The organism is Streptomyces sp. NPDC000410, from assembly GCF_040300305.1.
Classification (GTDB): Bacteria; Actinomycetota; Actinomycetes; order Streptomycetales; family Streptomycetaceae; genus Streptomyces.
In genome coordinates this window covers 176,076-200,363 of record NZ_JBEPDM010000008.1, presented here as the reverse complement: position 1 = coordinate 200,363, position 24,288 = coordinate 176,076, and the positions used below count along the sequence as shown (strand labels likewise).

Sequence of the window (24,288 nt, the reverse complement as noted above, 5' to 3'; positions counted from 1 at the left end):
TGTGGCATGTACTCCGCGTCCCCGTCCGACTGGCGTGAGACCAACCGTTCCCGCTGGGACGAACGGGTCCCGATCCATATCGCGGGCGACTTCTACGACCTGGCGGCCTTCCGCGCCGGCGAGGACTCGCTGCGCGACTTCGAAGCGGCCGAGATAGGCGACGTCACCGGCCGTTCCCTGCTGCACCTCCAGTGCCATATAGGCCTGGACACCCTCTCCTGGGCCCGCCGCGGCGCTTCCCACGTCGTCGGTCTCGACTTCTCCGAACCGGCCGTCGACGCGGCCCGTTCCCTCGCCGCCGAACTGCATCTCGCCCCCGACCGGGCCGCGTTCGTCACCGCTGACGTCTACGACGCCGCCGAGGCGGTCCCCGACTCCTCGTACGACATCGTCTACACCGGTGTCGGCGCGCTGAACTGGCTCCCCGACATCCCCCGCTGGGCCGAGACCGCCGCGGCGCTGGTCGCCCCGGGCGGCTTCCTGTACGTGGCCGAGTTCCACCCGTTGACCGACAGCCTCGACGACGCGACCGGCTCGCGGGTCACGTACGACTACTTCGCCCGCGACGCCTGGGTCGACGAGACCCCGGGCACGTACGCCGACTTCGACGCCCCCACCGTCCACAACCGCAGCGTCGAATGGCAGCACCCGGTGGGCGAGGTCGTCTCCGCGATCGCCGCCGCGGGCCTGCGCATCGAGTTCCTGCACGAGCACGACGTATCCCTCTTCGAGCGCTTCGGCACGCTCAGGCGCCACGAGGACGGCTACTACCGCTTCCCGGCCGACCGGCCCCGGATCCCGCTGATGTACTCGCTCAAGGCGACGAAGCCGTCGCAGTCGCCGCCGCATCTGTGACCCGTTCATGGAAGACCGAGGACCTGAGCGCCTCCACGACGCCTACGACGTTTTCGACGGTATCCACCCAGCTACGGGTGAAGACGCCCTGCTCGAGCAGTGCGGCCTTGGTTTCGTCGGGGAGCGAAGCCAGTGCGCCGAGCCGGGCAGTCTCCGCCTGTAGGGCGACGCTGGCCGCCGGCAGTCGACCACAGGCCGGGCAGTAGCGGTGCTCGCCGAAGACGCCGTACCGGATCTCGCACCCTGCGCGCGTCCGCGTACGGGCGAGGCGTTCCTCGTCGATCCCGGGCAGGGGGCGGGGATAAGGGGGGCGACTGCGGAACGAGATCGAAGCCTGTCCGCGCCGTGCCGGGCTCCGCGCCTTGCGGAGCATCTGAGTAAGTCCCTGATGTGCTATTTGCGCTCCCATGGCTCGCGCCGCTTCCATGGCTCGCGTTGAGGCGGAAGAGCATCGAGCACTCGGGGCACTGGCGTCCGGAGAAGCCGTCCGAGTCGAACGGCATGCTGACGCTCACCTCGTACTGGTCTCCCTGGCGGCCGGTGATCTTCGCACCGTCCGGCAGGGGGCTCACCCTGAAGCCCGGTGGCCCTGCACGGGAGTTCACCGTCACCCTCCGCAACGGCAACACCCGCTCCTGCCGACACCTCCTGCTCGCCTTCCAGATGGAGGCAATGCCGGGCGGTTCGGCCCAACCCGGCTACACCCTGGAACACTGGGACCAGGTGGACCGGGACCTGGCGTCCGACGAGGCCGCGCGTCGCCAACGACACCCTCCCGTACACGTTCCACAAGGGCGGCACCCCGCTGGCCAAGAACGCGTTGACCACCCACCGCTACCGCCTCCGCGCCGAGACCGGTGCCTCGCCCGGCCCCGACCCGATCCTGATCGGTCTGATCGACACGGACGCGGACACCCGCGTGTTCTCCACCTCTCTGGCCCAATCCACCGTCGGCCGACGGGCCCTTCGGGTTGGTGGCAGTCCGGCGACGTTTCTGGACGAAGTCGACCACGGTCGGGAACCGGGCCCGAGTGAACCGGCCAGGCGGGGTGACCCCAGAGGGAGTCGAACGACTGTCCTACGATGCGGCCGGTGAAACGCAACCCTCGTGCCCGGATACTGCTGGCCTGCAGCGTCGCCGTCATCGCGGTCGGGTGGTACGCCGCTCAGACCGTCCGTCCTCCCGACTGTGACGTCGCCTTCTCCGCCTTCTCCGATGCTGACGGACAACCCCTCCCCGAGAACGGGGAGGAAGTGACGTGGGACGAATTGGGCGAACGCGCCTACCAGGACATGGTTGCCTCCGGACGCTGCGAGCCGCCGGCGGCCCGTTGGCGCCACTGGCTTGGCTGAACCGTTCTGACTTTCCTGCCGGTGGTTTGTTGGCCGGTGATCAGTCGGCTCCTGGTTTTGTGTCAGCGTAGTGGGCTGCCTCGAACTCGGTGGGGCTGATCATGCCCAGACTCCCGTGCAGACGGCGGTTGTTGTACCACTCGACCCACGAGGCGGTGGCGTACTCGACGTCCGAGACCGTCCTCCAGGGGCCGTCGTGGAAGACCTGGGTGCGTATACATTCGGCCTTGTAGAGGCCGTTGATCGTCTCCATCAGCGCGTTGTCATACGCGTCTCCGACGCTGCCGATCGAGGGGCGGATGCCCTCGATGCTCAGGTGCTCGGTGAAGCGCACACTCGTATATTGCGACCCGGCATCCGAGTGGTGGATGAGCTGGTCGCGTCCCACGGGGTTGCCCTCGTGGGTGCGACGCCACATCGCCATCCGTAAAGGCACGTCGACCAGCTCCACGTCCCGTTTGACCGAGGCGTGCCAGCTCACGATCTTCTGGGAGAAGCAGTCGACGATGAACGCGACGTAGGTGAACGACTGATATGTGCGGACGTAGGTGAAGTCGGTGATCCATTTCCGGTTGGGTGCGGGGGCCGTGAAGTCGCGGTCCAGCAGATCCGGGGCCCGTGCGTCGCCCGGGTTGGGGATCGTGGTTCTGGGTCTTCGCCCGCGGACCACGCCGTTGAGGCCGAGGGAGCGCATGGCCCGGTCGACGGCGCCGAAGCCGGCCTCGGGCAGGAGAGTGCGGCGGATGAGAGCCAGCATTTTGCGTCGGCCATAAAGCCCCTCGGGAGCCAGCACACGTTCACCGGCGCCGTTGGTGGTGAAGGCCAGCTGGCGGACAGCGGCCTCGACCAGGGCGTCAGTCACCGTTCGGGCCGCGGCCACATTGGACGGGCTGGCCGGGGCACACCAGGCCCGCAAGGGTCGTGCCGGGATCCTCAGCCCTGCCTGTCTCAGGGCGGTGAGGATCGACTCGACGGCATACCCGCTGGCCCGCATCTGATCAGCGAAGGCCACGATCAGCGGTTGCGGGGGTCGAGCTCCACCGCGAAGAAAATCGTCGCGGACTTCAGCACCTCGTTGACCTCACGCAGGCGCTTGCTCTCCGCCCGCAGCCTGCGCAGTTCCTCCCGCTCGTCCGTACTCACGCCCGCCACCTGCCCGGCATCGATCTCGTACTGCATCATGGAGGACCTCGGCACGGAGAAGGTCCTCATGGACGATCGGATGGGCCATCTCGACGGCTCGGTCTCGGCCCGCTACGCGCACGTGACCTCCGGCATGCGCCGCCGCCTCCTCGCCGGCCTGACCGACCAGTGGGAGACGGCCCTCGACGCCCGCCGCCTGATGTGCCCGCGCTCGCCGGTGCGCGTTCTGGACCGCCTCCTCGCCACGTGATGAGGGCGAAGGCCGTCACGCGGGGCAGGTCGCAGTGGACTACGTCGTCTTGCCTCCCGTCCCAGCGTGGTCGTACGGATAAAGGTAAGACTCTTGTCACATGCCGAGGCGTGGCCACCCGCGCGCCCGGCATCGTTCAATGTGGGCGGCAAAGTTCGATGCGGAAGGAAATGAACATGGGTCGGGGTGGCAGTCGGCGCGGTCCGCTGTTGGCGGGCGGGCTGATCGTGGCGATCGTCCTCGCGGGCGTCGGGCTCTACTGGTTCCAGCCGTGGAAGCTGTGGCAGGACGAGACAGTCGAGGAAGCGCTTCCGGGTGTGGCTCCGACCGCGGCAGGGCCGGAGCCGACGACGTCCGTGCTCCCGTCCACGTCCTCGTCTCCGACGGAGGAGGGGCCGCGGACCGTCGCTCAGGGTTCCCTGATCAGCCACGAGCACCAGACCACCGGGACGGTGAAGCTCATCCGGCTGCCCGACGGCTCGCACACGGTGAGGCTGGAGAACCTGGACACCAGCAACGGTCCCGACCTGCGCGTCTGGCTGACCGACGCCCCGGTCTTGGAAGGCAACGCGGGCTGGCACGTCTTCGACGACGGGAAGTACGTCAGTCTCGGCAAGCTCAAGGGCAACAAGGGAGACCAGAACTACGCCGTCCCCGCGGGCACCGACCTGTCCGGCCTCACCAGTGTCGCGATCTGGTGCGACCGCTTCGACGTCTCCTTCGGCGCGGCCAAGCTGGCATAGCACGGAAAGCCGCTGGAGCTCGGTGATGTCGGGCGTTCGGTCTCCCAGCTACTGCGTGTCCCTGACTGTGCTGCCGGCCTACGCCGCCACAGGGGTGTCGTGGCTGTCCTCCGGCGCACGGAGAAGGACGGCGGGACACGACGCCCGCTCCGGCCATCCGCGCGTAGTCCACCGCCCAGCGCAGAGCCGCAAAGGAGGCCGGGGAGCCGTCGATGCCCACGACGACCCGTCTCCCACCTGCTTCGGCCCGCATCTCAGGTCACTCCCTTCGATGGCCGACGAGGCCCTTCGAAAGCCGCGAATCTCCCCAGAGAGCGCCCACCCGGACCGTCGCTCCATCCGGGAGGCTGATGGCCGGAGTCGCCTCCCGCCGACACGAAGGAGTCGAAGGGTGATTTCCAGACCTCCGTCGATCAGCCCGCGGATTGCGCGTCCGAGGGGGCACTCGCGTGGCGTCGCCCCAGCAGTTCGGCGAGGCCGCGGCGGGTTGCGGCGATGACGACGCGGTCCTCCGGTCGCAGCACGTAGCCGGGGTGCAGGTCCCACAGCAGCTGGGGCTGCTCACCGTCGTGTCGGGTGGAGGCGAGGTCGGGACGGCGTGAGCCGGGGGAGGCGGTGTCAAGGGCGAGGACGCGCCAGGCACCGGGGCGGAAGGACTCGGCGACGGTGCGGCCCTCGAACTGGGGGTGTCCGGCGACAAGGAGGGCGGCGAAGACGAGGACCTTTCGTTCGACCGGGATCGCACCGAGGATCTGGCGCCCCATCATGGCCCCGGCGAACGGGGGTGCCGCGAGGTGGGTGACGCTGCGGCTGCGCGTGAGGGCCCCCGGGTGGGCGGTCCGCAGCGTGCGGTAGACGGCAGTGGCGAACTCGTCGTCGTACAGCCGCAGGGCCACGCGCAGATCGGCCTTCACGGTACGGGCGTAGAGGGCGGCCTCCAGGTTGGTGGTGTCGGAGCTGGTGAGGGCGAGCAGGGCGTGCGCCCGGTGGACCTTCGCCGACTCCAGGACACCTTCGTCGGTGACATCTCCGAGAACGACCGGCACGTTCAGGCCGCGGGCGAGGGGGATACCGCGGGCGTCGGGGTCCTCCTCGACGCAGACGACAGGGATGTCGAGGTCCCGCAGCCGGGCGAGGACACGGGTGCCGACCTTCCCGAGGCCGAGCAGGACGACGTGTCCGGACAGCCCTCGGGGCGGCCGCCGCAGCGATCCGGCGGCGCGGAACGTGCCCAGTGCTTCCAGCGCTGCCGCGACGAGGAGCGGGAGCAGGGCGAGGCCGACGAGGCCGGACAAGAGCTGGAGGATCTGGTTCGTCGGCGGCGCGTCGAGCGCGGGGTCGTTGATCGCGAACAGGTCGAGCAGCGTGATGTACGCGGCGTGCACAGGGTCGGCGTCGGTAAGTGCGGTGGTGGTGAGGGTCAGGGCGAGTACGGAGGCGACCACGCCGGCGAGCGCCCAGCGCAGTCGGCTGGAGAAGAGTTCGCGCAACGGCGCCCCACGGCGGGCAAGGCGTCGCGCGGGCAGGGCGGGACCGGCGTACTGGACGGCTTCCAGGACGACGCTGCCGCGCCCGGTGCTGCCCGCCACGGCCCGGTCGTCCGGCAGGAGGACGGGGCCTTGCGGTCCGCTGGCCTCCGATCCTTCGGCACCCGCCGGGTCGGCCGTCGTGGACGACAGCAGCGCCAGGGTACACAGGCCGCCTTCCGGCGCCTCGCCGCGCCCGGGCGGAGTGCGCTCGGCGGCACGCAGCAGGACGCCGTCGGCCTGGACGACCTTGCTCGTGCCGGCGACGGCGGTGGCGGCGAGCGCGGGGGCCGCGGTGTCGGCGTCGGACAGGACGGTCGTCGAGGCGTCGAGGACAGCCCGTTCCATGCCGGGGGAGCGTACGAGCACCGCCTGGTCGAGCAGCTCCTCCAGGTACTGGCCGAGCTTGCGGTTGTACATGCGGACGACGAGCCGCAGCCCGGGGCTGAGGCGGCGGGCGGCGAGCGCGGCACGCAGGTTGGTCTCGTCGTCCTCGTACAGCAGCGCCAGCGCCTCCGCACGGTCCACTCCGGCCCGGAGCAGTGCCTCCCGTGTGGGGGCCGGCGCGGTTCTCACGTCAACGGGGACGATCGTGCCGCCGCTCGTCGTACCCGACGGCTCCGCGACCGGCTCGACGGTCCGCTCCTCGTCCCCTGCCTCAGTGACGACCAGGACGACCCGCTGCCGGTAGACCTCCCGCAGCTCGTCGGCCAGCCGGCGGGCGAGCCCGTCGTCGCCGCAGACCACCATGTGTCCCCCGGCATGCGCCTGTACGTCTTCCTGGTGCGGCAGCGCCGTCATGTCTCCCCCTGCGGCGTCGTAGAGATGCGTGAATGCGGCGGCTGATCGCTGACTGTCGTCACCGACGCGAGCGGCCTCGTCGGCCACCGTGGACCAGAAACGCGACGGTTGCCAGGCTGGTGGGGGCCCATATGGCGATGAACGTCCCGATGGCCGGGTCCCACCCGTCGAGGACGAGCAACAGCAGGAACGTCCAAGCGCTCAGGCCGGCCACGGCCCAGCCGCTCCTGGCGAGCGGATGCGGCCTCCGGCGGTGTGCGGCGGTCTCGCGGTGCCGAAGGTGCCACCTCGACGCGTGGACGCCCCACCCGCCGCCCAGGAGGAGGATGACGCCGCCCCCGGCCGAGAACTGCGCGGCACCTTCCGGATAGGCGTCGGTTCGCTGCCCGGCCTCACCTTCCCAGAGCGCGATGACCTCGCCCCGCCAGATCGTGCCCGCGACCCGATCGCCCGGGCGCAACTGGTCCAGGAAGTCGCTGACGCCGCTCAACGTCACCTCCCCGGCGGCCGCGTCGGGGCCGGACACCTCCACCCGGCCTCCCGGGCTCTTGCCACGGTGCACTCGAACGGAATCGACGGTGAACCAGGCTGCTCGGAGGCAGTCTCCCGTGACCGCCCCACGGCACTCGCTCGCCACCCGGAACGCACGCTCCTCGCCCACCGCGTGGGGGAGTCGGGCGAACAGCAGCGTGGCCGCGACGAGGGCTGCCGCTCCGGCGAGTCCGATGAGAGCGGCCCGAACGCGCAGCTGCAGTCTGTCGTACGACTTGCCGCGTCGCGGAGCCCATGTCACGGCCGGACCGCCCAATCGTTCGAGGTGCACGCGGGGCCGCAGTTGGCCCCAGCCACAGTGGCATTGCCGGCAGCCGCTTGTAGCGCCGTCCCCTGCCTTCCGCCCTTCGCCGCTGAGGGAACTCTTCTCTCTCGGCGTCGGCCTCGGCGTCGGCTGCGCGCCTGCGTCCGCCGTCGACAGATGTTGCCACCGAACCGCACAGGAGTTCACTGCCGGAGTCCGGCAGTTCTTTACTCGCTCTTGATGCCGCTAACGCGCGCCCAGAGCCTCCGATACGATCAGAGCGATCCGACCCGCTGCCTCTTCCAGGACCAGGTGCCCCGCGTCGCCGATCACGAGCAGGTCGGTGCCGAGGCGGAGTCCCGCGACGCGACGCAGCGCAGACGCGGGCAGGAAGGCGTCGTGCCTTCCCACGATCACGAAGGCCGGAGTCGTCCGGGCGGCCGTCAGGACGGACCGAGGCAGCGGCGGGGGCGCGAGGCTGCTGCGGCAGGACGCGCCCACGAGCGCCATCCAGTCGGCCAGGGCGCGCGGCGGCTCGGTACCGGGGGAAACCATGTGCCGTAGGAGTCGCTCGGCGTTGGGAACGTTCGGACGCAGCAACCACGGAAGGGTCGCCCCGAGGACGGCGGGGCCGACCCGCAGCCTGACCAGCCCCGCCGGCGACACCAGCACGCGGGCCGTGATGCGCTCCGATCGGCAGGTGAGCGCGATCGCGCCACCCAGCGAATGTCCCACGACCACCGCGCCCTGGGGCGCGACCCGGTCCATGACCTCCGTCAGCCAGCGCCCGTACCAGGCCGTACGGTCGCGCCCGGGCCGAGCAGCGGCACTCAGACCGGGCTGCCCCGGCACGTCCAGCGCGACGACCTGACCGACAGCTGACAGCGACTCCAGTGTGTCCAGGGAGACGGCTGCGTTCATGTTCGTTCCCGGTACGAGGACGATGCCCGGAGTCCCTGTTGCCGGGGCGGACCCCACCGTCGTCACATGGGTGACCCCCGCGGAGGTGTCGACACACGAGCGGGAGTGGGGCACCGGCCACGCGTCGAGGCGCTTCTCGCACCAGGCGCGTACGCGGTCGTGAGCGGCCGGGCTACGGTAGATCGATCGCATCGCGGCATCGTAGAACCGCGTACTCGGGACCGCGGTCACGGGCAGGACAGCGGCGGAGGCGTTCGCCGAGCTGCCGTGACCGACAGGATCCACCGCAGGTGAGCCGGGAAGCCTGGTCGGCACAGTCTCCGCCTGCCCGGAAGCAGCCACCATGCCCCTCACCCTCGTCCTGCTCGTCTTGTGGGCACTCGCCTTCCTGACGTTCAACACCGTCATCGCCGTGCGGGTCTGGCAGCTGACCCGCCTGCCTCGGTGGCGCCGCATGATGCCGGCGCTTCTTCTCTGTGCGGCTGTGGCCGCGAGCCTCAGCCGGGCCACGGGCACGACCGTCGTCGCGGAGACCTTCACGTTCCTCGCGGGCGAAGCGTCGCTGAAGTCGATCACCGGTCCGGGGCCACCACGGCGGAATGCGCCGCCGGCCGGGTGACCTCCCCGTCGGGTGGCGCGGGTGTTGTGTTGAGGGCGGCTGTCAGGATGAGCGCCAGCACTGCGATGACGGCCAGAACGGCCGCTGTCACAAGTCGTGGGTCGCGCCGTGAACAAGCCTTTGCGGGGCGCTCCGGCTGCCCGGGGAACTGCTGGTTCAGCGTCTCCATCCTGGCGCTGAGGGCGGGATCGTCGTGTGTGAGCCCCCGCTCCATGGCGGCAAGGATGCGCTCGTCATCTGCGGGGTGACTCATCGTGACCCCCTCCACCTGCCGCTGCGGGAAGTCCTACCGTCAGTGTGCCCGTCCGGTGCCGCCTCGACGCGTTGAGCGGTCACAGATCCTGCTCGGGCCACCTGAGGAGGCGGGCGCCGATGACGGCGGTCTGGAGGGCGTAGCGCTGGACGGGATCGCCGGGGTCGGCGCCTGTCAGGCCTTGGATGCGGTCGAGACGGTACGTCATGGCCCGCACGCTGAGGTTCAGGCGGCGGGCCGCCTGGGCGGTGACGCAGCCGGTGTCGAAGTACGCGGTGAGGGTGTCCAGGAGCGGCTGGGCGCCGCCGCGTGCTTGCTGGAGCGGGCCGAGCACGGTGCGTACGAGGTCGGCCATGGCCTGCCGGTCGCGGGTCAGGACGGGGTAGACGAGCAGGTCGGCGGCGTGCAGGACCGGGTCGTTGAGGTCCATGCGGGAGGCGAGGTCGAGGGCGTTGAGGGCTTCTTCGTAGGAGTGGACGACGCCGCCGGCGCCGGGGTGGGATCGGCCGATGGCGACCTGACCCCCGTCGGTGGCGGCGTACGCCTGCTTCGCGAAGTAGGCCAGTACCTCGGGTTCGTCGGCCGGGGCGACGCAGATGAGTCGGCCGTCCTTGGTGGTGAGCAGGATGCGGCGGTTGCCGAAGCGGGCGACGAGCGAGGACTCGACGGCGCGGGTGACCGCGTAGCCGTCGTCGTACGGCTCCGGGCCCTGCGCGACGGCCACCGCGTGGGCGTGCGAGAGGAGCAGTCCGAAACGCTCCGCCCGTTCGGCGAGCCTGCCGAGGTCGCTGCGGCCATAGAGGAGATCGTCGATGAACTCGCGTCGTGCGGCCTCCTCCTGGCGCATCGCCAGGTGTTGTGCCCGGTCGTGGCCCTCGGCGAAGGCGTCCACGGCCTGCCCGACGGCGCTCAGGAGATGGGCGGCGGCCGCATGCGGCAGCTCGGGCTGGACACGCTCAGCGGCGGAGAGGTGGGCCCGGACAAGGCTCCGCAGCCCGATGCCGGCCTCCGCGGCCCGCTCCCCGCGGGACCGCAGCGCGTCCAGCTCGTCGCGTGTGAGTCTGCGGCGTGTCGCGCACACACTCGACAGGATCTCGGCATACCCCTCCAGATACTGCTCGGCGGTGTCTCGCTCCGTCACGGCCCCTCCTGGTTTCCTGTCGCGCCTTTGACGAGTTCCTGACGCGCGCGGTCCAAGAGTGGCATGTCGCTCTCTGGGGGCGTCTCTGGCATCAAGAAGGTGTCAAAGACTGCCGGTTCACGGCAATGCCGGTGCGGTCTCTGCTGCGCCAGGATGGTCTGGCGAGAGGGTCCAGGCATCGAGTCGCTGCCTGGACCGGGAAACTTCGAGACATCACGGGGGGGATCGATGCGCGAGCTCTCGAACGCCGCATTCGGCTTCCCGGCGATGCTGTTCACCGCCGCTGTGATCGTCGTCGCGGGCTTCTGGCTGTTGGTCCTGTTCGGTGCGGCGGAGCGCGACGGCTTCGACTCCGACGTGGACGCCGAAGCCCTGCGTCTCGACGGAGTGCCGGTCTCCGTGGCCGTAACCCTGTCGATCGTGGTCGGCTGGCTTCTGAGCGTGGTCGGCTCGGTGCTCCTGGCGCGTGTCGGTTTGCCCGGTGTTCCTTCGCACCTGCTCTCCACGGCTCTGCTGCTGGTGGCCCCGCTCCTCTCCTGGCTGGTGACGCGGCGGTTCGTACGGCCGCTGTCGAAGCTGTACCCCGACGAACCCGGGCTGTCGCGGCAGGACGTCGTGGGTCTGTCAGGTCCGCCCGAACGGGACCGGTCCACTGCTTCTGGGCAGTGCCCTTCCGCTTTGCCGGTACGACGAGGCCGATAGCTCGTCCCGGGCGCGCCGCCGGTAGGGCGCCGCCCACGTAACGCCGCCGCTCGAGCCTGCGGCTCCCCATTTCTTCCATCGACACGGGGTTTCTCATGGATGCCATCACCCCGGGCATCGGCGTGTCCGTCGCCGTTGTCCTGCTCATCGCCGTCGCTCTGCTCTTCGCCGTCACCCGGCTGTTCCGGAAGGTGGAGCAGGGCAAGGCCCTGATCGTCTCCAAGATGCGGAAGGTCGACGTCACCTTCACCGGCCAGGTGGTCCTGCCCGTGCTGCACAAGGCGGAGCTCATGGACATCTCGGTCAAGACGATCGAGATCAGCCGGACCGGCCGGGACGGGCTGATCTGCCGGGACAACATCCGCGCCGACATCCGGATCTCGTTCTTCGTCCGGGTCAACAAGACGGTCGAGGACGTCATCAAGGTCGCCCAGGCCATCGGCACCGCGCGGGCCAGCGACAAGGAGACGCTGCAGGAGCTGTTCAACGCCAAGTTCTCCGAGGCGCTCAAGACCGTCGGCAAGCAGCTCGACTTCACCGACCTGTACACCAAGCGCGAGGAGCTGCGGTTCCGGATCATCGAGATCATCGGCATCGACCTCAACGGCTACAGCCTGGAAGACGCCGCCATCGACTACCTGGAGCAGACTCCGCTCTCCCAGCTCGACCCGGGCAACATCCTGGACGCCCAGGGCATCCGGAAGATCACCGAGCTGACAGCTGTCGAGAACGTCCGCACCAACGAGTTCCGCCAGCACGAGCAGAAGGAGATCACCCGGCAGAACGTCGACGCGCGCGAGGCGATCCTGGAGCTGGAGCGGCGCCAGGCGGATGCCGAGATCAAGCAGAAGCGCGAGATCGACACCGTACGCGCCCGGGAGGAGGCCGAGACCGCCCGCGTGGTGGAGGAGGAGCGGCTGCGGGCGCAGAGCGCCTTCCTGAAGACCGAGGAGCAGCTCGGCATCCAGCGCGAGAACCAGGCTCGTGAGGTCGCCGTGGCGCAGAAGAACCGCGAGCGGGTCATCGCCGTCGAGAACGAGCGGATCGAGAAGGACCGGATGCTCGAGGTCATCGCCCGGGACCGGGAGACCGAACTCACCCGTATCTCCGCCGAGAAGGAGGTCGAGGCCGAGCGCCGGGACATCGCCGAGGTGATCCGTGAGCGAGTTGCGGTGGACCGGACGGTCGCCGAGCAGGAGGAGTCCATCAAGCGGCTGCGCGCAGTGGAGGAGGCCGAGCGCAACCGGCAGGCGATCGTGATCGCCGCCGAGGCCGAGGCACAGGAGAAGCTGGTCAAGGACATCAAGGCGGCAGAGGCGGCCGAGCAGGCGGCGGTGCACCGTGCGGCGGAGGAGCTGACCCTTGCCGAGGCCCGGAACAAGGCCGCGGACATGGATGCCCGCGCCAAGATCCGGCTCGCCGAGGGCATCCAGGCCGAAAGCGCCGCGGAGGGCCTGGCCGCCGTGCAGGTACGGGAGAAGGAGGCCGACGTCGTCGAGAAGGCCGGCCGCGCGGAGGCGGAGGCCACCGAGGCGCGGCTGCGCGCCGAGGCCGTCGGCACCCGTGAGAAGGCCCTGGCGGAGGCGACCGCGATCGGCGAGAAGCTCAAGGCCGAGGCGGCCGGTCTGACCGAGAAGGCGGCCGCGATGGCCGCGCTCGACGAGGCGTCCCGTACGCACGAGGAGTACCGGCTGCGTCTGGAGGCGGAGAAGGACATCCGGCTCGCCGGGCTCGAAGTGCAGCGTCAGGTCGCAGAGGCACAGGCGACCGTCCTCGCGACCGGCCTGGAGAACGCCGACATCAACATCGTCGGCGGCGAGTCGGTCTTCCTCGACCGCCTGGTCCAGTCGATTGCGCTCGGCAAGTCCGTCGACGGCTTCATGGAGCACTCGCACACCGCGCAGGCGCTCGCCGGCCCGTGGCTGAGCGGAGACGGGTCCTTCACCGAGGACCTGACCAAGGTGCTCGGCTCGCTGTCCACCGCTGACGTGCAGAACCTCAGCGTGTCCGCGCTGCTGGCGAAGGTCATGAAGTCCGGGGTCCTGGACACAGCGGCCCCGGCAGGCGCCGAGACAGCGCTCAACGGCACCGCCAAGAGCTGACCGTCCAGCGGTCACGGCGGGGCCGGTGCCGACACACGGGGGTTGACGGCACCGGCCCCGCAACCATCACGGAACAGGGGAGCGAAACGACATGAGCGCCGGAATCGACCAGGACACGTATGCGGTGCTGCGCGACCGCCTCGTCGCGCAGGCCGGTGAGCTGGCCCGGCGCGCCGATGCCCTCAACCAGGCGCGGATCACGGAGTTCGGTTCGGGCGAGCTGACCCTCGCGGGCACCGACCGCATCCGCACCGAGAGCAACGGCCTGCCCCGGGACATCGTCGCCGTCGGCGACGACATCCTGCTCTTCGGCCGCCACACGACCACTGCGGGGCGGGCCGAGACCCTGGTCGGCGACGTCTTCACGTTGTACGACCGCGAGTTGAACCCGCTGCCTGAGGGCGCGGTGCCCGGCCTCCTGGACGACCCGGACTTCGTACGGGAGTTCACCGGCCTGCACCGCTACTTCCGTGGGACGCGCCTGCTGCGGCTGCGCCGTCTGGAAGGCCGCCTCCTCGCGGTCTTCCAGACGGGAGAGCAGGCCGACGACCTCCGCGTCCTGCGCTGGTCCGTCGGACCGACGGGCGAGATGCGTTTCCTCGACGCCCAGGGCGAGCGCGATCACGTCTCCCCTCCCTCCCACGACGTCGACTGGGTGAAGACGACCCGCGACGACCACGTGCTGGGCCGGCACCCGCACATCTCGCTCGACGGCCGACTCTTCGTCTCCACGGTCGGCGGGGCGTTGACGGTGAAGACGGAGAACGACACCGAGACCGGCGAAGGCATCCACAGCGAACCGGTCGACGAGCCCCTGCAGTCCCTGGCCGACGCGGAGGTCGCGTACGCGACGGTGGGCGCTCTGATCGTCGTGCGCGTCCGCCCGTACAAGGAGGAGAGCCGACGCCATCTCGTCTTCAACACCCTGACCGGGACCGTGGTCCGCCTCGACGGCATCGGACAGGCATGTCTGCGGCTGCCGGAGGACGAGGGCATCGTGTTCCCCGGCGGCTACTGCCTCGCCTCCGGCACGGTGAAGACCTTCGACATGGACTCGGCGGAGCTGACGTTCGAGCGGGCGATCCGTTCCCCCAACGGCGAGGACATCCTCTTCGTCTTCCACGCCCAGGAGGTCGGCCGAAGCCTGCTGCTCCCGTACAACCTGATCCGCAAGGAGATCGCCACCCCCGTCTCCTGCCGCGGATACGCGCTCCTCGACGACGGGACGATGGTCGTGCTGCGCGCCGAGGACGGGGAGCCCCGCCGCGTGCACCCGGCGCAGATCTGGCGGACACCGTACGTGGCCGACACCCATGTGACGCCGCCGAGCGAGGGGCCGCTGGCCCGGATCGGCAACGCGGACCTCGTCCGGGGAATCTCCGACTGCCTCGCCATCGCCCGGCAGGCCGTCGAGCTGACGCCCGCCGGCGCGGTGTACGAGTCGCTGGCCGCCGCCTGTGAGCGCGCCACCGACGTTCACCACTGGCTGGGCGACCCGGAGACGGGAGACCTGCACGGTCCGCTGGCCGAGCTGCGGGGCACCGCCGCGCAGGTCCTCGACGAGTTCGAGACCGTGACCGCACTCACCCGGCAGGCGACCGACGCGCTGGCCGAGAGCGCCCAGCGGATCTCCCGGCTGGTCCGGCGCATCCGGGGCGAGGCGCCCGCCACGGCCGAGGAGTGGATCGCGCGGATCACCGAACTGCGCCAGGCCCAAGGGCACCTGGTGACCCTGAAGGAGATGCGGTACGCCGACACGGAGAGCATCGACGCGCTCGCTGCGGACGTCGAGGCCGACATCGCCTCGGCCGCGCAGCGGGCCGTCGCGTTCCTCCAGCGCGAGGACGCCTTCACCGGCCACCACAGGGAGGCAGAAACACTCGCCACGGAGGCCGGGGAGCTGACCACCGTCGCCGAGGCGGGCCCCGTCGGAGACCGGCTCGACGAGCACACCCTTGGGCTGCGGACGCTCAGCGAGATCATCGCGGGCCTCGATATCGGCGACGCGACCGTACGCACCTCGATCCTGCAGCGGATCGGAGACGTCCTCGGCTCGCTCAACCGCGCCCGTGCCGTCCTCGTCTCCCGGCGCGCCGACCTCCTCGACCAGGAGGGCAGGGCGGAGTTCGCCGCCGAGCTCGCCCTGCTCGGCCAGGCCGTCACCGGCGCACTGGCGGCGGCGGACACCCCGGAGCGCTGCGACGACCAGCTCGGCCGCCTGCTGCTCCAGCTGGAGAACCTGGAGTCCCGCTTCGCCGAGCACGACGGCTTCCTGGCCGACACCGGCGACAAGCGGACCGAGATCTACGACGCCTTCACGGCGCGCAAGCAGTCCCTCCAGGACGCCCGAGCCCGCCGCGCGGAGCGTCTCGTGGAGTCTGCCGGCCGGGTCCTCGAGGCGATCGCCCGGCGCGCCTCCACCCTGGGCGACCTCGACGAGGTGCACACGTACTTCGCCTCCGACCCGATGGTGGCCAAGGTCCGGCGCACCACCGCGGAGCTGCGGGAACTCGGGGACCAGGTACGAGCGGAAGAGCTGGACGGCAGGCTCGCAGCCGCCCGCCAGGAGGCCGGGCGCGCACTGCGGGACCGAACCGACCTGTTCTCCGACGGCGGCGACACCATCCGGCTCGGCCGGCACCACTTCGCCGTCAACCGGCAGGCCCCGGAACTGACGCTCGTACCGTACGAGGACACCCTCGCCTTCGCACTGACCGGAACCGACTACCGCGCCCCCGTCACCGACCCGGAGTTCGCCGCGACCCGGCCGTACTGGAACCGGACGCTGCCGTCCGAGTCGTCCGAGGTCTACCGCGCCGAGCACCTGGCCGCACGCCTTCTGGCCGAACACGGCGCGGAAGGTCTGGCCGGCGCGGACATCGCCGAACTCGCCCGTCGGGCGGCCGAGGCCGCCTACGACGAGGGCTACGAGCGCGGCGTCCACGACCACGACGCGGCGGCGATCCTGGAGGCGGTGCTCAGGCTCCACGAGGGTGCCGGACTCCTCCGGCACCCGGCGAAGGCGCGCGCGGCGGCCCAGACGTTCTGGGCCCACTCCACCACCGTGGCGGCCCGCGAGCAGTGGACCCGGCGTGCGGTCTCACTGACCCAGGCCCGTGACCTGTTCGGTTCGGCCTCGGCCCTGGACGGACTCCGGCGGGAGCTGGCCGGGGAGATCGGCGACGAGACCGCCGCCGCGTACCTGATCGCGGAGCTGGCCTCCGGTCCCACGGGCTTCGCCGTCTCCGCCCAGGCGCACGCACTGCTGGACAAATTCCGCCGCGTCGTCGTCGACTCCGCGTACGACGACACCCTCGCCGCGCTCACGGAGCCGGCCGCGCGCCGGCAGCTCGTCGAGGCATGGCTCACCTCGTACGCGTCGGCCTCCGGCGAGCAGCTCGACGAGGGCGTACTCGCCGAGGCCGTGGCCGTCGAACTCCACCCGGATCTCGACCGCTACGAGGTGGGCGCCCCGACCACGGCGACCGTCACCGGACTCCTCGGCACCCACCCCCGCGTGGCACGGGGCGCTATGCAGCTACGCCTTGACGAGTACCTGACCAGGACGCGGGCCTTCGCCGACGTGGACGTGCCCGCCTTCCGCACCTACCAGCAGCACCGGGCGGAGCTCGTCACGGCCGAGCGCGCACGGCTGCGCGTGGACGAGTACCGGCCCCGGGTCATGTCGTCCTTCGTACGCAACCGCCTCGTCGACGAGGTCTACCTGCCCCTGATCGGCGACAACCTCGCCAAGCAGCTCGGCGCGGCAGGAGACGCCAAGCGGACCGACTCCCACGGTCTGCTGCTGCTCCTGTCCCCGCCCGGCTACGGCAAGACCACCCTGATCGAGTACGTCGCCGACCGCCTCGGCCTGCTGCTCGTCAAGGTCGACGGTCCCGCCCTCGGACAGGAAACGACCTCACTCGACCCCGCCGAAGCGCCGGACGCCGCCGCCCGCCGGGAGCTGGAGAAGATCGCCTTCGCTCTCGCGGCGGGCAACAACGTCCTGCTGTACGTGGACGACATCCAGCACACCTCGCCGGAGTTCCTGCAGAAGTTCATCCCGCTCTGCGACGCCACCCGCACACTGGGCGGCCACGACCTGCGCGGCAAGCGCTTCGCCGTCTGCATGGCCGGCAACCCCTACACCGAGTCCGGACAGCTCTTCCGCGTCCCGGACATGCTCGCCAACCGGGCCGACGTGTGGAACCTCGGCGATGTGCTGACCGGCAAGGAGGACGCCTTCGCGCTGAGCTTCGTCGAGAACGCCCTCACCTCCCACCCCGTCCTCGCCCCGCTCGCCGGCCGCGACCGCGCCGACCTGGAGCTCCTGACCCGCCTGGCGACGGATGACCCCACCGCACGACGCGACCGGCTCACCCACCCCTACGCCCCCGCCGAACTCGACCGCGTCCTCGCCGTCCTGCGTCACCTGCTGACCGCCCGCGAGACCGTCCTCGCCGTCAACGCGGCCTACATCGCCTCCGCCGCCCGGTCCGACGACGCCCGCACCGAACCGCCCTTCCGACTCCAGGGCTCGTACCGCAACATGAACAAGATCGCCGCCCGCATCTCACCCGCCATGAACGACGCCGAACTCGCCGCCGTCATCGACGACCACTACACCGCCGAAGCCCAGACCCTCACCACCGACGCCGAGACCAACCTCCTGAAGCTTGCCGAGCTGCGGGGAACCCTCACCACCTCGCAGGCCGCCCGCTGGGCGGAGGTCACCACCGCCTACCTGCGGACCCAGGCACTCGGCGGCGCCGGAGAAGACCCGCTGAGCCGGGCGGTCGCCGCCCTCGGCCTGCTCGCCGACCGCATCACAGCCGTCGAAACGGCGATCACCCGGGCGACGGACCCGCGCCATCTGCTCGCCCGTCCCGTGGGAAGGCACGCGGCAGGACCGGCAGAAGCTTCCCGCTAGGCAGCGTGAGGTGCCTGGTGCTCCATGCGTTCCTGCATGCGTCCGAAGAACTCCTCCGGCCGCGTCACGCCGGCCGTCACTCGGGCAAGGCGTTGCTCTTCGGCTTCTCCGCGTAGCTGGTGGCGGCCGTTGCCTTTGCGACGGTCGAGTGGATCCGTCCGCACCGACGACGATCCGGGCGTGGGCGTGGGCGTGGGCGTGGGCGGTGGCGGTCCTGGCGTCCTTGCCGTGCCCCATGATTCCGATGACCGTCCCGCCGGCGAACAGGATCTCCTCGACGGTGAATCCCTCTCGGAGCTCGGCGCCCGACTCTGCGGCGGAGTCGGCGAGGATCTTGCCCAGGACCGTGCGGCGCGGGGCGTAGGAGACGTCGAAGCCCTCCCGGCAGGGGACCCGGCGATGACGAAGGGGCCCAGGTCGAACGCGTAGGTGTCGATGGCGGGGCAGCCCGTGCCGACCACTCGGTCCAGCGGTCCCCAGCGTTCGAGCGCGGCCAGGCCGGGCGGATGGATCAGATGGGTGGAGATCGTGTCGCTCGGGAACGTCGCCCGGTCGACGAGGAGTACCCGGTGACCGAGGCGGGCCAGAAGCATGGCGGTCGGGGCACCCGCACACCGAGCGCCGACGACGATCACGTCGCAATCCTGGGTTCCGGCACCGGACACGCCGGCCGTGCTGGTCATGGACCCCACCTGCCGATCGAGCACACCACCCGATGGAACCGTCTGCGGCCAGGCGGGGTGTCTGTCGCAGTTGCGGTGCGTCACTTCCACGCCGGTCCAGGCTCACGCGCCGTTCCCGGCGAGCCGTGGACGACTGTCTGCGGCATCCCCAGTGAACAGGGGTGTCATGTACTCATGCTCCTGACCTGCGGAGATGAGTGCACTGTGAACGGACACTGTGTCCGGATAACGGTCGCGTCACGCTTGCTGGGATTTTCGAAGATCACTGTACGTTATGTGACATGCGTCACGCACCGTGTGGCGGATGGCGTGGTAGGAATGCGCAACTTCGCAGGTGGCACAGCCCCTCGCCGCTCCTGCGCAGTGCCGGCACGCACCGGCAGCACTGCTCGAGGTGATCACGCTCCGAGTCCACGGACGTGACTCCTCTGCTCGCCGATCGGACAACGGCGTTCGCTCACACACCGCACACCTACTGGCGCAGCCTCCCATGCGCCGGTCCTGCGTTACTGAGGTCCCCACCGTGTCACTCGATTCCTTCACCCAGTCCGTCGACAAGGCTGTCAGCGGATTCTTCGAACCCATAGCCAAGTGGCTGGGAGACGTCGTCTTCTACTCAGTCCCCGTCGGGGGTACGGAGCTTCCCCTCATCGTGGCCTGGCTCGTCGTCGCGGGTCTGGTCTTCACCGGCTGGTTCGGCTTCATCCAGCTGCGCAAGTTCAAGCTCGCCGTGAACGTGGTGCGGGGCAAGTACGACGAGAAGGGGTCGGCCGGTGAGGTCAACCACTTCCAGGCGCTGACCGCCGCCGTCTCCGGCACCGTGGGCCTCGGAAACATCGCCGGTGTGGCCGTCGCGGTCTCCATCGGCGGCCCGGGCGCCACGTTCTGGATGATCCTGTGCGGTCTGCTGGGTATGGCGACGAAGTTCGTCGAGGTCACCCTCGGTGTGAAGTACCGCGAGGTGCACGCCGACGGCACCGTCTCCGGCGGCCCGATGCACTACCTGCCCAAGGGCCTGGCCGAGCGCTTCGGCAAGAACGGCAAGACCCTCGGCAAGGTCCTCGCTGTCCTCGCCTCGTTCTTCGTGCTGTTCTTCGGCCTGTTCGGCGGCAACCTCTTCCAGGTCAACCAGTCCTACGCCCAGCTCGTCTCGGTCACCGGCGGTGAGAACGGCCTGATGGGCGGCTCTGCGGGCGCGCTCTTCTTCGGCATCCTGATCGCGGCCCTGGTCGGCATCGTGCTCCTCGGCGGCATCCGTTCGATCGCCTCCGTCACCAGCAAGCTCGTCCCGGCGATGGCCGGCATCTACATCGCCGCCTGCCTCGTCGTCATCGCCGTCCACGTCACCGCCGTCCCCGCCGCGATCGCCACGATCATCGAGGGCGCCTTCAACCCCCAGGGCGTCGCGGGCGGTGTCCTCGGCGCGCTGATCATCGGCTTCAAGCGGGCCGCGTTCTCCAACGAGGCCGGTCTCGGCTCCGCCCCGATCGCCCACTCCGCGGTGAAGACCAAGCACCCCGCGAGCGAGGGCCTGGTCGCCCTGCTCGAGCCGTTCATCGACACGGTCGTCATCTGCACCATGACCGCGCTGACCATCGTCATCGCCAACCCGGCCAGCTATGTCGAGGTCCGTCAGGGCGGTGACTCCATCGGCGGCGTCACGATCACCTCCGACGCCTTCGCCACGGTCCTGCCCTGGTTCCCGTACATCCTGACCCTCGCGGTCATGCTGTTCGCCATCTCCACGGTGCTGACCTGGGGCTACTACTGCATGAAGGCGTGGACCTACCTCTTCGGCCGCAGCAAGGCCAGCGAGGTGACCTTCAAGGTCTTCTACACCCTGTTCGCGGTGGCCGGCTCGCTGCTGACCCTGCAGACCCTGATCGACATGGCCGACGCGGTGCTGTTCATGCTCGCCGTCATCAACATCATCGGCCTCTACCTCCTCGCCCCGGTCGTCAAGCGGGAGTTGAACTCCTTCCTCGCCTTCGCCAAGAAGCGCGACGCCGGCCTCGACGCCGACGACGACACTGACCAGGAGCCGGTGAAGACCACCGTCTGACCGCCCCCCGGCGGCCCGGCTCCCGAAGGGCCCTGTGCTCACCTCGCGCCTTGGTGGGGACAGGGCCCTTCACCCTTGTTCCAGCAGGTGAGAGACGCCTGGTGAGGCTCCCGCGCGCCCGATAGGGTGTAAACAACGCGTCAAGAGATGACGCTGGTGTGCCGGGAAGTCTGGTCGGCGTCCGAGGGCCCGTGTGCCCGTTTGTCGACATTCCCGGAGGTCCGCCCCATGACGCAGTCACGTCCCCGCAAAGTGGTCTTCGGACTCCTGCCCTGGCCCGAACGTCAGGCCATCGCCGAGGCCCTTCGGACGGAGACGGTCGGCGGTCTGGTCCTCCTCGCGGCGGCCGTCGTCGCCCTCGTCTGGGCGAACAGCCCGTGGAGCGAAGCGTACGAGTCCGTACGGGACTTCCACTTCGGTATCCCCGCACTGGGTCTGGACCTGTCGGTCGCCCACTGGACCGCCGACGGCCTCCTCGCGGTCTTCTTCCTCGTCGCGGGCATCGAGCTGAAGCGTGAGCTCGTCGTCGGTGAACTGCGCACCCCCGCCACGGCGGCCCTGCCCGTGATCGCGGCCCTGTGCGGCATGGCGGTACCGGCGGCCGTCTACACCCTCGTCGCCGCGTCGGGCGGCGGAAGCATCGACGGCTGGGCCGTCCCCATGGCCACCGACATCGCCTTCGCGCTCGCCGTCCTGGCTGTCATCAGCACCCATCTGCCTTCGGCCCTGCGGGCGTTCCTGCTCACCCTCGCCGTCGTCGACGACCTCGGCGCCATCCTCATCATCGCGATCTTCTTCACCAGCGACCTCAACTTCTGGGCGCTCGGAGGGGCTTTCGCAGGCCTGATCCTCTTCTACGCGCTCCAGCGCTTCCGGGTGCGCGGCTGGTGGTGGTACGTCCCGCTCGGCGTCACCATCTGGGCGCTGATGTACAACTCCGGCGTCCATGCCACCGTCGCCGGCGTCGCCATGGGCCTCATCCTGCGCACCACCCGCGACAAGGGCGAAGCCGCGTCCCCGGGCGCCCGCGTCTCCCACCTCGTCCACCCCTTCTCCGCGGGCGTGGCCGTCCCCCTCTTCGCCCTCTTCGCCGCAGGCGTCGGCATCTCGGGCGCCGCGCTCGCGCACGTCTTCACCGACCCGGAACCCCTCGGGGTCTTCCTCGGCCTGGTCGCGGGCAAGATCCTCGGCATCTTCCTCGGCACCTACCTCGCAGCCCGCTTCACCCGCGCCCAGCTCAACCCCGACCTCGCCTGGGCCGACGTGTTCGGACTCGCCACGCTGGCCGGCATCGGCTTCACCGTCGCCCTCCTCATCGGCGAACTGGCCTTCCCGAACGGTGCCGAGGCCGAGCACGTCAAGGCCGCCGTCCTGATCGGCTCCCTCACGGCCGCCGTCCTCGCCGCCGTGCTGCTGCGCCGCCGCAACCGCCTCTACCGGCGGCTGTGGGAGGACGAAGAGCGCGACGAGGACGCGGACGGCATCCCCGACATCTACCAGACGGGGCCGGCGGGCGGCGGCCGGTGACCATGGAGGACGCGGGACCCGCGCTCCTCGGCACGGCTGTCGTGGTCGCCCTCCTGATCATTCGCACCGCCGTACGTGAGATGCGCGAACCAGGGAGCGCGCGGCGAGAGTGGTCCGCCCTCCGGCAACGGCGGGTCCTGGCCACCGCCGCGGCCACAGCCGTGGTCCTCGGCGCGGTGGGCTGGGCGTATTCCGGACCGGCAGCCGTCCCATGGGCCGTCCTCGCCGGTCTCCTGGCCACTCGGATCAGCGGCGGAAGGTGACGATGATGCTTCAGGTCGTGTGGATCGTGCTGTGCACGGCCGGCCTTGTGCCCATCGGGATCGCCTCCCTGCGCGGATGGGCCCCGCGCTGGGCGCGCGATTGCGGTGCGCGCGTCACCAGGGCACGCGGCATCGCCGCATTCACCCTCTACGCGGGCTCCCTGACCCCGGCGGTACTGAGCCTCGCCGGAGTGCCGGGAGACGAACTCGTCCCGCTGCGGATCGCGGCCGGCCCGCTCCTGATACTCGCCGCGACGGTCCTGGTGCTGTGGGCGTCGGTGACAGACCGCCGTGAGGCATCGCGCTGAGGCCGTAATCGTCTCGGGAGCAACAGGCGCTGCCGCACACGGGCGACAGGGCGGGAACCTGCGACCGACGAGGTTCGCCGGCCGCACAACGATCAGACGGGGGTAGAAAAGATCATCAGCACACGCGCGAAAGCTGTTATCGGAGTGCTGCTCATGGTACTCGCGGGTGGAGTTCTGTTCCGTGTGGCGGGCGGAGCGGATGAGGCTTCAGGGGACGATCTGGAGGGTGCCTGCCGTGGGTTGATGGCGACGGACGAGGCTCGCGCCTTCTTCTCAGGTGCCGACCTCAAGGCCCGTGGCCACACCTCCGAATGGGTCGGGCACGATGTCGAGCGGTGCTCCGTGTGGGCGCGTTCGGACGCGAGTGGTCCGGTCCTGCGCCTGCAGATCCGGCCGGTGGCGGCCCACCGGACCAGCGGAGCGGCCGAGGAAGAGTCGGCGACCCCGCTCGGTCACGGCTGGAACGGCTCCTTCCTCATACGCCCGAACCCGCAGGCCGCCGTGCTCGTGGACTGCGACTCGATTCCGGGCAAGGGGCTTCTCGTTCTGACCGAGTCCGGTGAGGATGTCGAGGACCTGTCCGAGCGGCAGGTGATCCAGGTGGCGCGCTTCGCGACCGAGAGTGCCCGCCTCGCGGCGAAGCACTTCGGTTGCCAGGGCACCCTGGGCGAGCGACCCCCGCGGGTCGACCGGACCGACTGGCGGAAGCGGAACCCTGCCTCGGCTTCCGGTACGTGCCGAGGCGTGGTGGACGCCCGTGCCGCGAGAGGGGCCGGTGTCACCACGGTCACGGAGAAGCCGGCCGGGCGTGCGCTGACCGAGTCGTGCTCGGTGGAGACGGCTGGGGGAGGCCGCTACCGACTGACCGCGTACTACGGGGCGTCGGCCAAGCAGGAGATCTATCTGGACACCCGGTACCCGGGCAGCGTGAAGGGCGCGCTGATGCGTCCGCACACGTGCCGTGGGGCCATGGAGACGGCGTACTACAAGCTCGTTCACTTCAGGCCGTCCGGGGCGTCGGGCGACGCTGAGCCGGCGGAGCGGGGAGCTGTCGGCGACCCGCAGCGGTTGCTGGAGCGTTTCGCTGCCGCCTCCGCCGAAAGGCACGGCTGCCCGCGGTGAGTACAGATCCGCCGTCGGCTGCCGGGTAGGCGAGGGCGGACTTGCCGAGCACCGGCAAGTCCGCCCCGTTCTCGTTGCGTGTCAAGGGCCTGTCAAAGATGCGTATGGAACGCATAAGGTCGGTACCGGTGTGCCGGGAAGCCTGGTCGGCGAACAGAGGAGACGTCTCTGTTCTCACCTGCCGACAG

The 24,288-nt window shown here is 70.2% G+C and carries 19 protein-coding genes and 2 pseudogenes; 13 read left to right on the top strand and 8 right to left on the bottom strand.

The genetic code is table 11. From position 1 onward, the window contains the following. Positions 1 to 6: 6 nt before the first annotated feature. The gene (locus ABT342_RS13190; protein ID WP_351571476.1) at positions 7 to 855 is read left to right on the top strand and encodes a class I SAM-dependent methyltransferase; all 849 of its coding nucleotides are present in this window, start codon (positions 7 to 9) and stop codon (positions 853 to 855) included. Between the two features lie 1,092 nt (positions 856 to 1,947). Further along, complete coding sequence (locus tag ABT342_RS13185) at positions 1,948 to 2,208, top strand: hypothetical protein (RefSeq protein ID WP_351571473.1); 261 nt, start codon at positions 1,948 to 1,950, stop codon at positions 2,206 to 2,208. 40 nt (positions 2,209 to 2,248) lie between these two features. On the opposite strand, the pseudogene ABT342_RS13180 reads toward ABT342_RS13185, so the two are convergent. Continuing rightward, a pseudogene (locus ABT342_RS13180) lies at positions 2,249 to 3,399 on the bottom strand (IS3 family transposase); the annotation flags it as partial. A 19-nt stretch (positions 3,400 to 3,418) separates the two neighbouring features. Between ABT342_RS13180 and ABT342_RS13175 the strand changes: the two are divergent. Together ABT342_RS13175 and ABT342_RS13170 are read left to right on the top strand one after the other, a co-directional pair. Next, on the top strand, positions 3,419 to 3,601 hold the full coding sequence (locus tag ABT342_RS13175) for a hypothetical protein (protein ID WP_351571470.1): 183 nt from the start codon (positions 3,419 to 3,421) through the stop codon (positions 3,599 to 3,601). Between the two features lie 176 nt (positions 3,602 to 3,777). Continuing rightward, positions 3,778 to 4,344 carry a DM13 domain-containing protein gene (locus ABT342_RS13170; protein WP_351571467.1) on the top strand — a complete coding sequence of 189 codons (567 nt, stop codon included), beginning with the start codon at positions 3,778 to 3,780 and terminating at the stop codon, positions 4,342 to 4,344. A gap of 136 nt (positions 4,345 to 4,480) precedes the next feature. On the opposite strand, the pseudogene ABT342_RS38225 reads toward ABT342_RS13170, so the two are convergent. From ABT342_RS38225 to ABT342_RS13150, 4 genes and pseudogenes are all read right to left on the bottom strand, one after another. After that, positions 4,481 to 4,597, bottom strand: a pseudogene (locus tag ABT342_RS38225) (universal stress protein); the annotation flags it as partial. 160 nt (positions 4,598 to 4,757) lie between these two features. After that, on the bottom strand, positions 4,758 to 6,620 hold the full coding sequence (locus tag ABT342_RS13160; RefSeq protein WP_351571605.1) for an NAD-binding protein: 1,863 nt from the start codon (positions 6,618 to 6,620) through the stop codon (positions 4,758 to 4,760). 109 nt (positions 6,621 to 6,729) lie between these two features. Next, complete coding sequence (locus ABT342_RS13155) at positions 6,730 to 7,464, bottom strand: hypothetical protein (protein ID WP_351571463.1); 735 nt, start codon at positions 7,462 to 7,464, stop codon at positions 6,730 to 6,732. 249 nt (positions 7,465 to 7,713) lie between these two features. After that, the gene (locus ABT342_RS13150; RefSeq protein ID WP_351571460.1) at positions 7,714 to 8,580 is read right to left on the bottom strand and encodes an alpha/beta fold hydrolase; all 867 of its coding nucleotides are present in this window, start codon (positions 8,578 to 8,580) and stop codon (positions 7,714 to 7,716) included. Positions 8,581 to 8,731: 151 nt separating this feature from the next. Here ABT342_RS13150 and ABT342_RS13145 point away from each other — a divergent pair, with 151 nt between their 5' ends. Then, positions 8,732 to 9,007: a hypothetical protein gene (locus ABT342_RS13145; protein ID WP_351571458.1), complete on the top strand. Its 276-nt coding sequence runs from the start codon at positions 8,732 to 8,734 to the stop codon at positions 9,005 to 9,007. Here the strand turns inward: ABT342_RS13145 and ABT342_RS13140 are convergent. Both ABT342_RS13140 and ABT342_RS13135 read right to left on the bottom strand, forming a co-directional pair. Beyond that, positions 8,961 to 9,260 (bottom strand): DUF3040 domain-containing protein, encoded by a 300-nt coding sequence (locus ABT342_RS13140; RefSeq protein WP_351571455.1) that lies wholly within the window; start codon positions 9,258 to 9,260, stop codon positions 8,961 to 8,963. The two genes, ABT342_RS13145 and ABT342_RS13140, sit on opposite strands and share 47 nt — an antisense overlap. A gap of 79 nt (positions 9,261 to 9,339) precedes the next feature. Then, positions 9,340 to 10,401: a PucR family transcriptional regulator gene (locus tag ABT342_RS13135; protein ID WP_351571452.1), complete on the bottom strand. Its 1,062-nt coding sequence runs from the start codon at positions 10,399 to 10,401 to the stop codon at positions 9,340 to 9,342. Between the two features lie 228 nt (positions 10,402 to 10,629). Between ABT342_RS13135 and ABT342_RS13130 the strand changes: the two genes are divergently transcribed. From ABT342_RS13130 to ABT342_RS13120, 3 genes are all read left to right on the top strand, one after another. Beyond that, complete coding sequence (locus ABT342_RS13130; protein ID WP_351571449.1) at positions 10,630 to 11,103, top strand: hypothetical protein; 474 nt, start codon at positions 10,630 to 10,632, stop codon at positions 11,101 to 11,103. 95 nt (positions 11,104 to 11,198) lie between these two features. Further along, the gene (locus ABT342_RS13125) at positions 11,199 to 13,205 is read left to right on the top strand and encodes a flotillin family protein (RefSeq protein WP_351571446.1); all 2,007 of its coding nucleotides are present in this window, start codon (positions 11,199 to 11,201) and stop codon (positions 13,203 to 13,205) included. A 91-nt stretch (positions 13,206 to 13,296) separates the two neighbouring features. Continuing rightward, on the top strand, positions 13,297 to 18,135 hold the full coding sequence (locus tag ABT342_RS13120) for a DNA repair ATPase (protein ID WP_351571443.1): 4,839 nt from the start codon (positions 13,297 to 13,299) through the stop codon (positions 18,133 to 18,135). Here ABT342_RS13120 and ABT342_RS13115 read toward each other — a convergent pair. Further along, the gene (locus ABT342_RS13115) at positions 18,132 to 18,728 is read right to left on the bottom strand and encodes a hypothetical protein (RefSeq protein WP_351571602.1); all 597 of its coding nucleotides are present in this window, start codon (positions 18,726 to 18,728) and stop codon (positions 18,132 to 18,134) included. The genes ABT342_RS13120 and ABT342_RS13115 overlap by 4 nt on opposite strands. A gap of 613 nt (positions 18,729 to 19,341) precedes the next feature. On the opposite strand from ABT342_RS13115, the gene ABT342_RS13110 reads away from it, so the two are divergent. From ABT342_RS13110 to ABT342_RS13090, 5 genes are all read left to right on the top strand, one after another. Further along, positions 19,342 to 20,880 carry an alanine/glycine:cation symporter family protein gene (locus ABT342_RS13110; RefSeq protein WP_351571440.1) on the top strand — a complete coding sequence of 513 codons (1,539 nt, stop codon included), beginning with the start codon at positions 19,342 to 19,344 and terminating at the stop codon, positions 20,878 to 20,880. A 228-nt stretch (positions 20,881 to 21,108) separates the two neighbouring features. After that, a complete protein-coding gene (gene nhaA, locus ABT342_RS13105) occupies positions 21,109 to 22,407 on the top strand; it encodes a Na+/H+ antiporter NhaA (protein WP_351571437.1) in 1,299 nt (432 codons plus the stop codon). After that, positions 22,404 to 22,670 carry a hypothetical protein gene (locus ABT342_RS13100; RefSeq protein WP_502965524.1) on the top strand — a complete coding sequence of 89 codons (267 nt, stop codon included), beginning with the start codon at positions 22,404 to 22,406 and terminating at the stop codon, positions 22,668 to 22,670. Before nhaA ends, ABT342_RS13100 begins: the two co-directional genes overlap by 4 nt. 2 nt (positions 22,671 to 22,672) lie before the next feature. Beyond that, the gene (locus ABT342_RS13095; RefSeq protein ID WP_351571434.1) at positions 22,673 to 22,978 is read left to right on the top strand and encodes a hypothetical protein; all 306 of its coding nucleotides are present in this window, start codon (positions 22,673 to 22,675) and stop codon (positions 22,976 to 22,978) included. 243 nt (positions 22,979 to 23,221) lie between these two features. Continuing rightward, on the top strand, positions 23,222 to 24,100 hold the full coding sequence (locus ABT342_RS13090; RefSeq protein ID WP_351571431.1) for a hypothetical protein: 879 nt from the start codon (positions 23,222 to 23,224) through the stop codon (positions 24,098 to 24,100). Positions 24,101 to 24,288: the final 188 nt, after the last annotated feature.

What these genes read in the sequence shown, in the direction of transcription:
- ABT342_RS13160 (WP_351571605.1), bottom strand. Translation starts at nt 6,620, where the DNA reads ATGGTGGTCTGCGGCGACGACGGGCTCGCCCGCCGGCTGGCCGACGAG.
- ABT342_RS13120 (WP_351571443.1), top strand. Translation starts at nt 13,297, where the DNA reads ATGAGCGCCGGAATCGACCAGGACACGTATGCGGTGCTGCGCGACCGC.
- ABT342_RS13125 (WP_351571446.1), top strand. Translation starts at nt 11,199, where the DNA reads ATGGATGCCATCACCCCGGGCATCGGCGTGTCCGTCGCCGTTGTCCTG.
- ABT342_RS13190 (WP_351571476.1), top strand. Translation starts at nt 7, where the DNA reads ATGTACTCCGCGTCCCCGTCCGACTGGCGTGAGACCAACCGTTCCCGC.
- ABT342_RS13090 (WP_351571431.1), top strand. Translation starts at nt 23,222, where the DNA reads ATGGCGACGGACGAGGCTCGCGCCTTCTTCTCAGGTGCCGACCTCAAG.
- ABT342_RS13145 (WP_351571458.1), top strand. Translation starts at nt 8,732, where the DNA reads ATGCCCCTCACCCTCGTCCTGCTCGTCTTGTGGGCACTCGCCTTCCTG.
- ABT342_RS13115 (WP_351571602.1), bottom strand. Translation starts at nt 18,728, where the DNA reads ATGCTTCTGGCCCGCCTCGGTCACCGGGTACTCCTCGTCGACCGGGCG.
- ABT342_RS13170 (WP_351571467.1), top strand. Translation starts at nt 3,778, where the DNA reads ATGGGTCGGGGTGGCAGTCGGCGCGGTCCGCTGTTGGCGGGCGGGCTG.
- ABT342_RS13095 (WP_351571434.1), top strand. Translation starts at nt 22,673, where the DNA reads ATGATGCTTCAGGTCGTGTGGATCGTGCTGTGCACGGCCGGCCTTGTG.
- ABT342_RS13130 (WP_351571449.1), top strand. Translation starts at nt 10,630, where the DNA reads ATGCGCGAGCTCTCGAACGCCGCATTCGGCTTCCCGGCGATGCTGTTC.
- ABT342_RS13175 (WP_351571470.1), top strand. Translation starts at nt 3,419, where the DNA reads ATGGACGATCGGATGGGCCATCTCGACGGCTCGGTCTCGGCCCGCTAC.
- nhaA (WP_351571437.1), top strand. Translation starts at nt 21,109, where the DNA reads ATGACGCAGTCACGTCCCCGCAAAGTGGTCTTCGGACTCCTGCCCTGG.
- ABT342_RS13150 (WP_351571460.1), bottom strand. Translation starts at nt 8,580, where the DNA reads ATGCGATCGATCTACCGTAGCCCGGCCGCTCACGACCGCGTACGCGCC.
- ABT342_RS13140 (WP_351571455.1), bottom strand. Translation starts at nt 9,260, where the DNA reads ATGAGTCACCCCGCAGATGACGAGCGCATCCTTGCCGCCATGGAGCGG.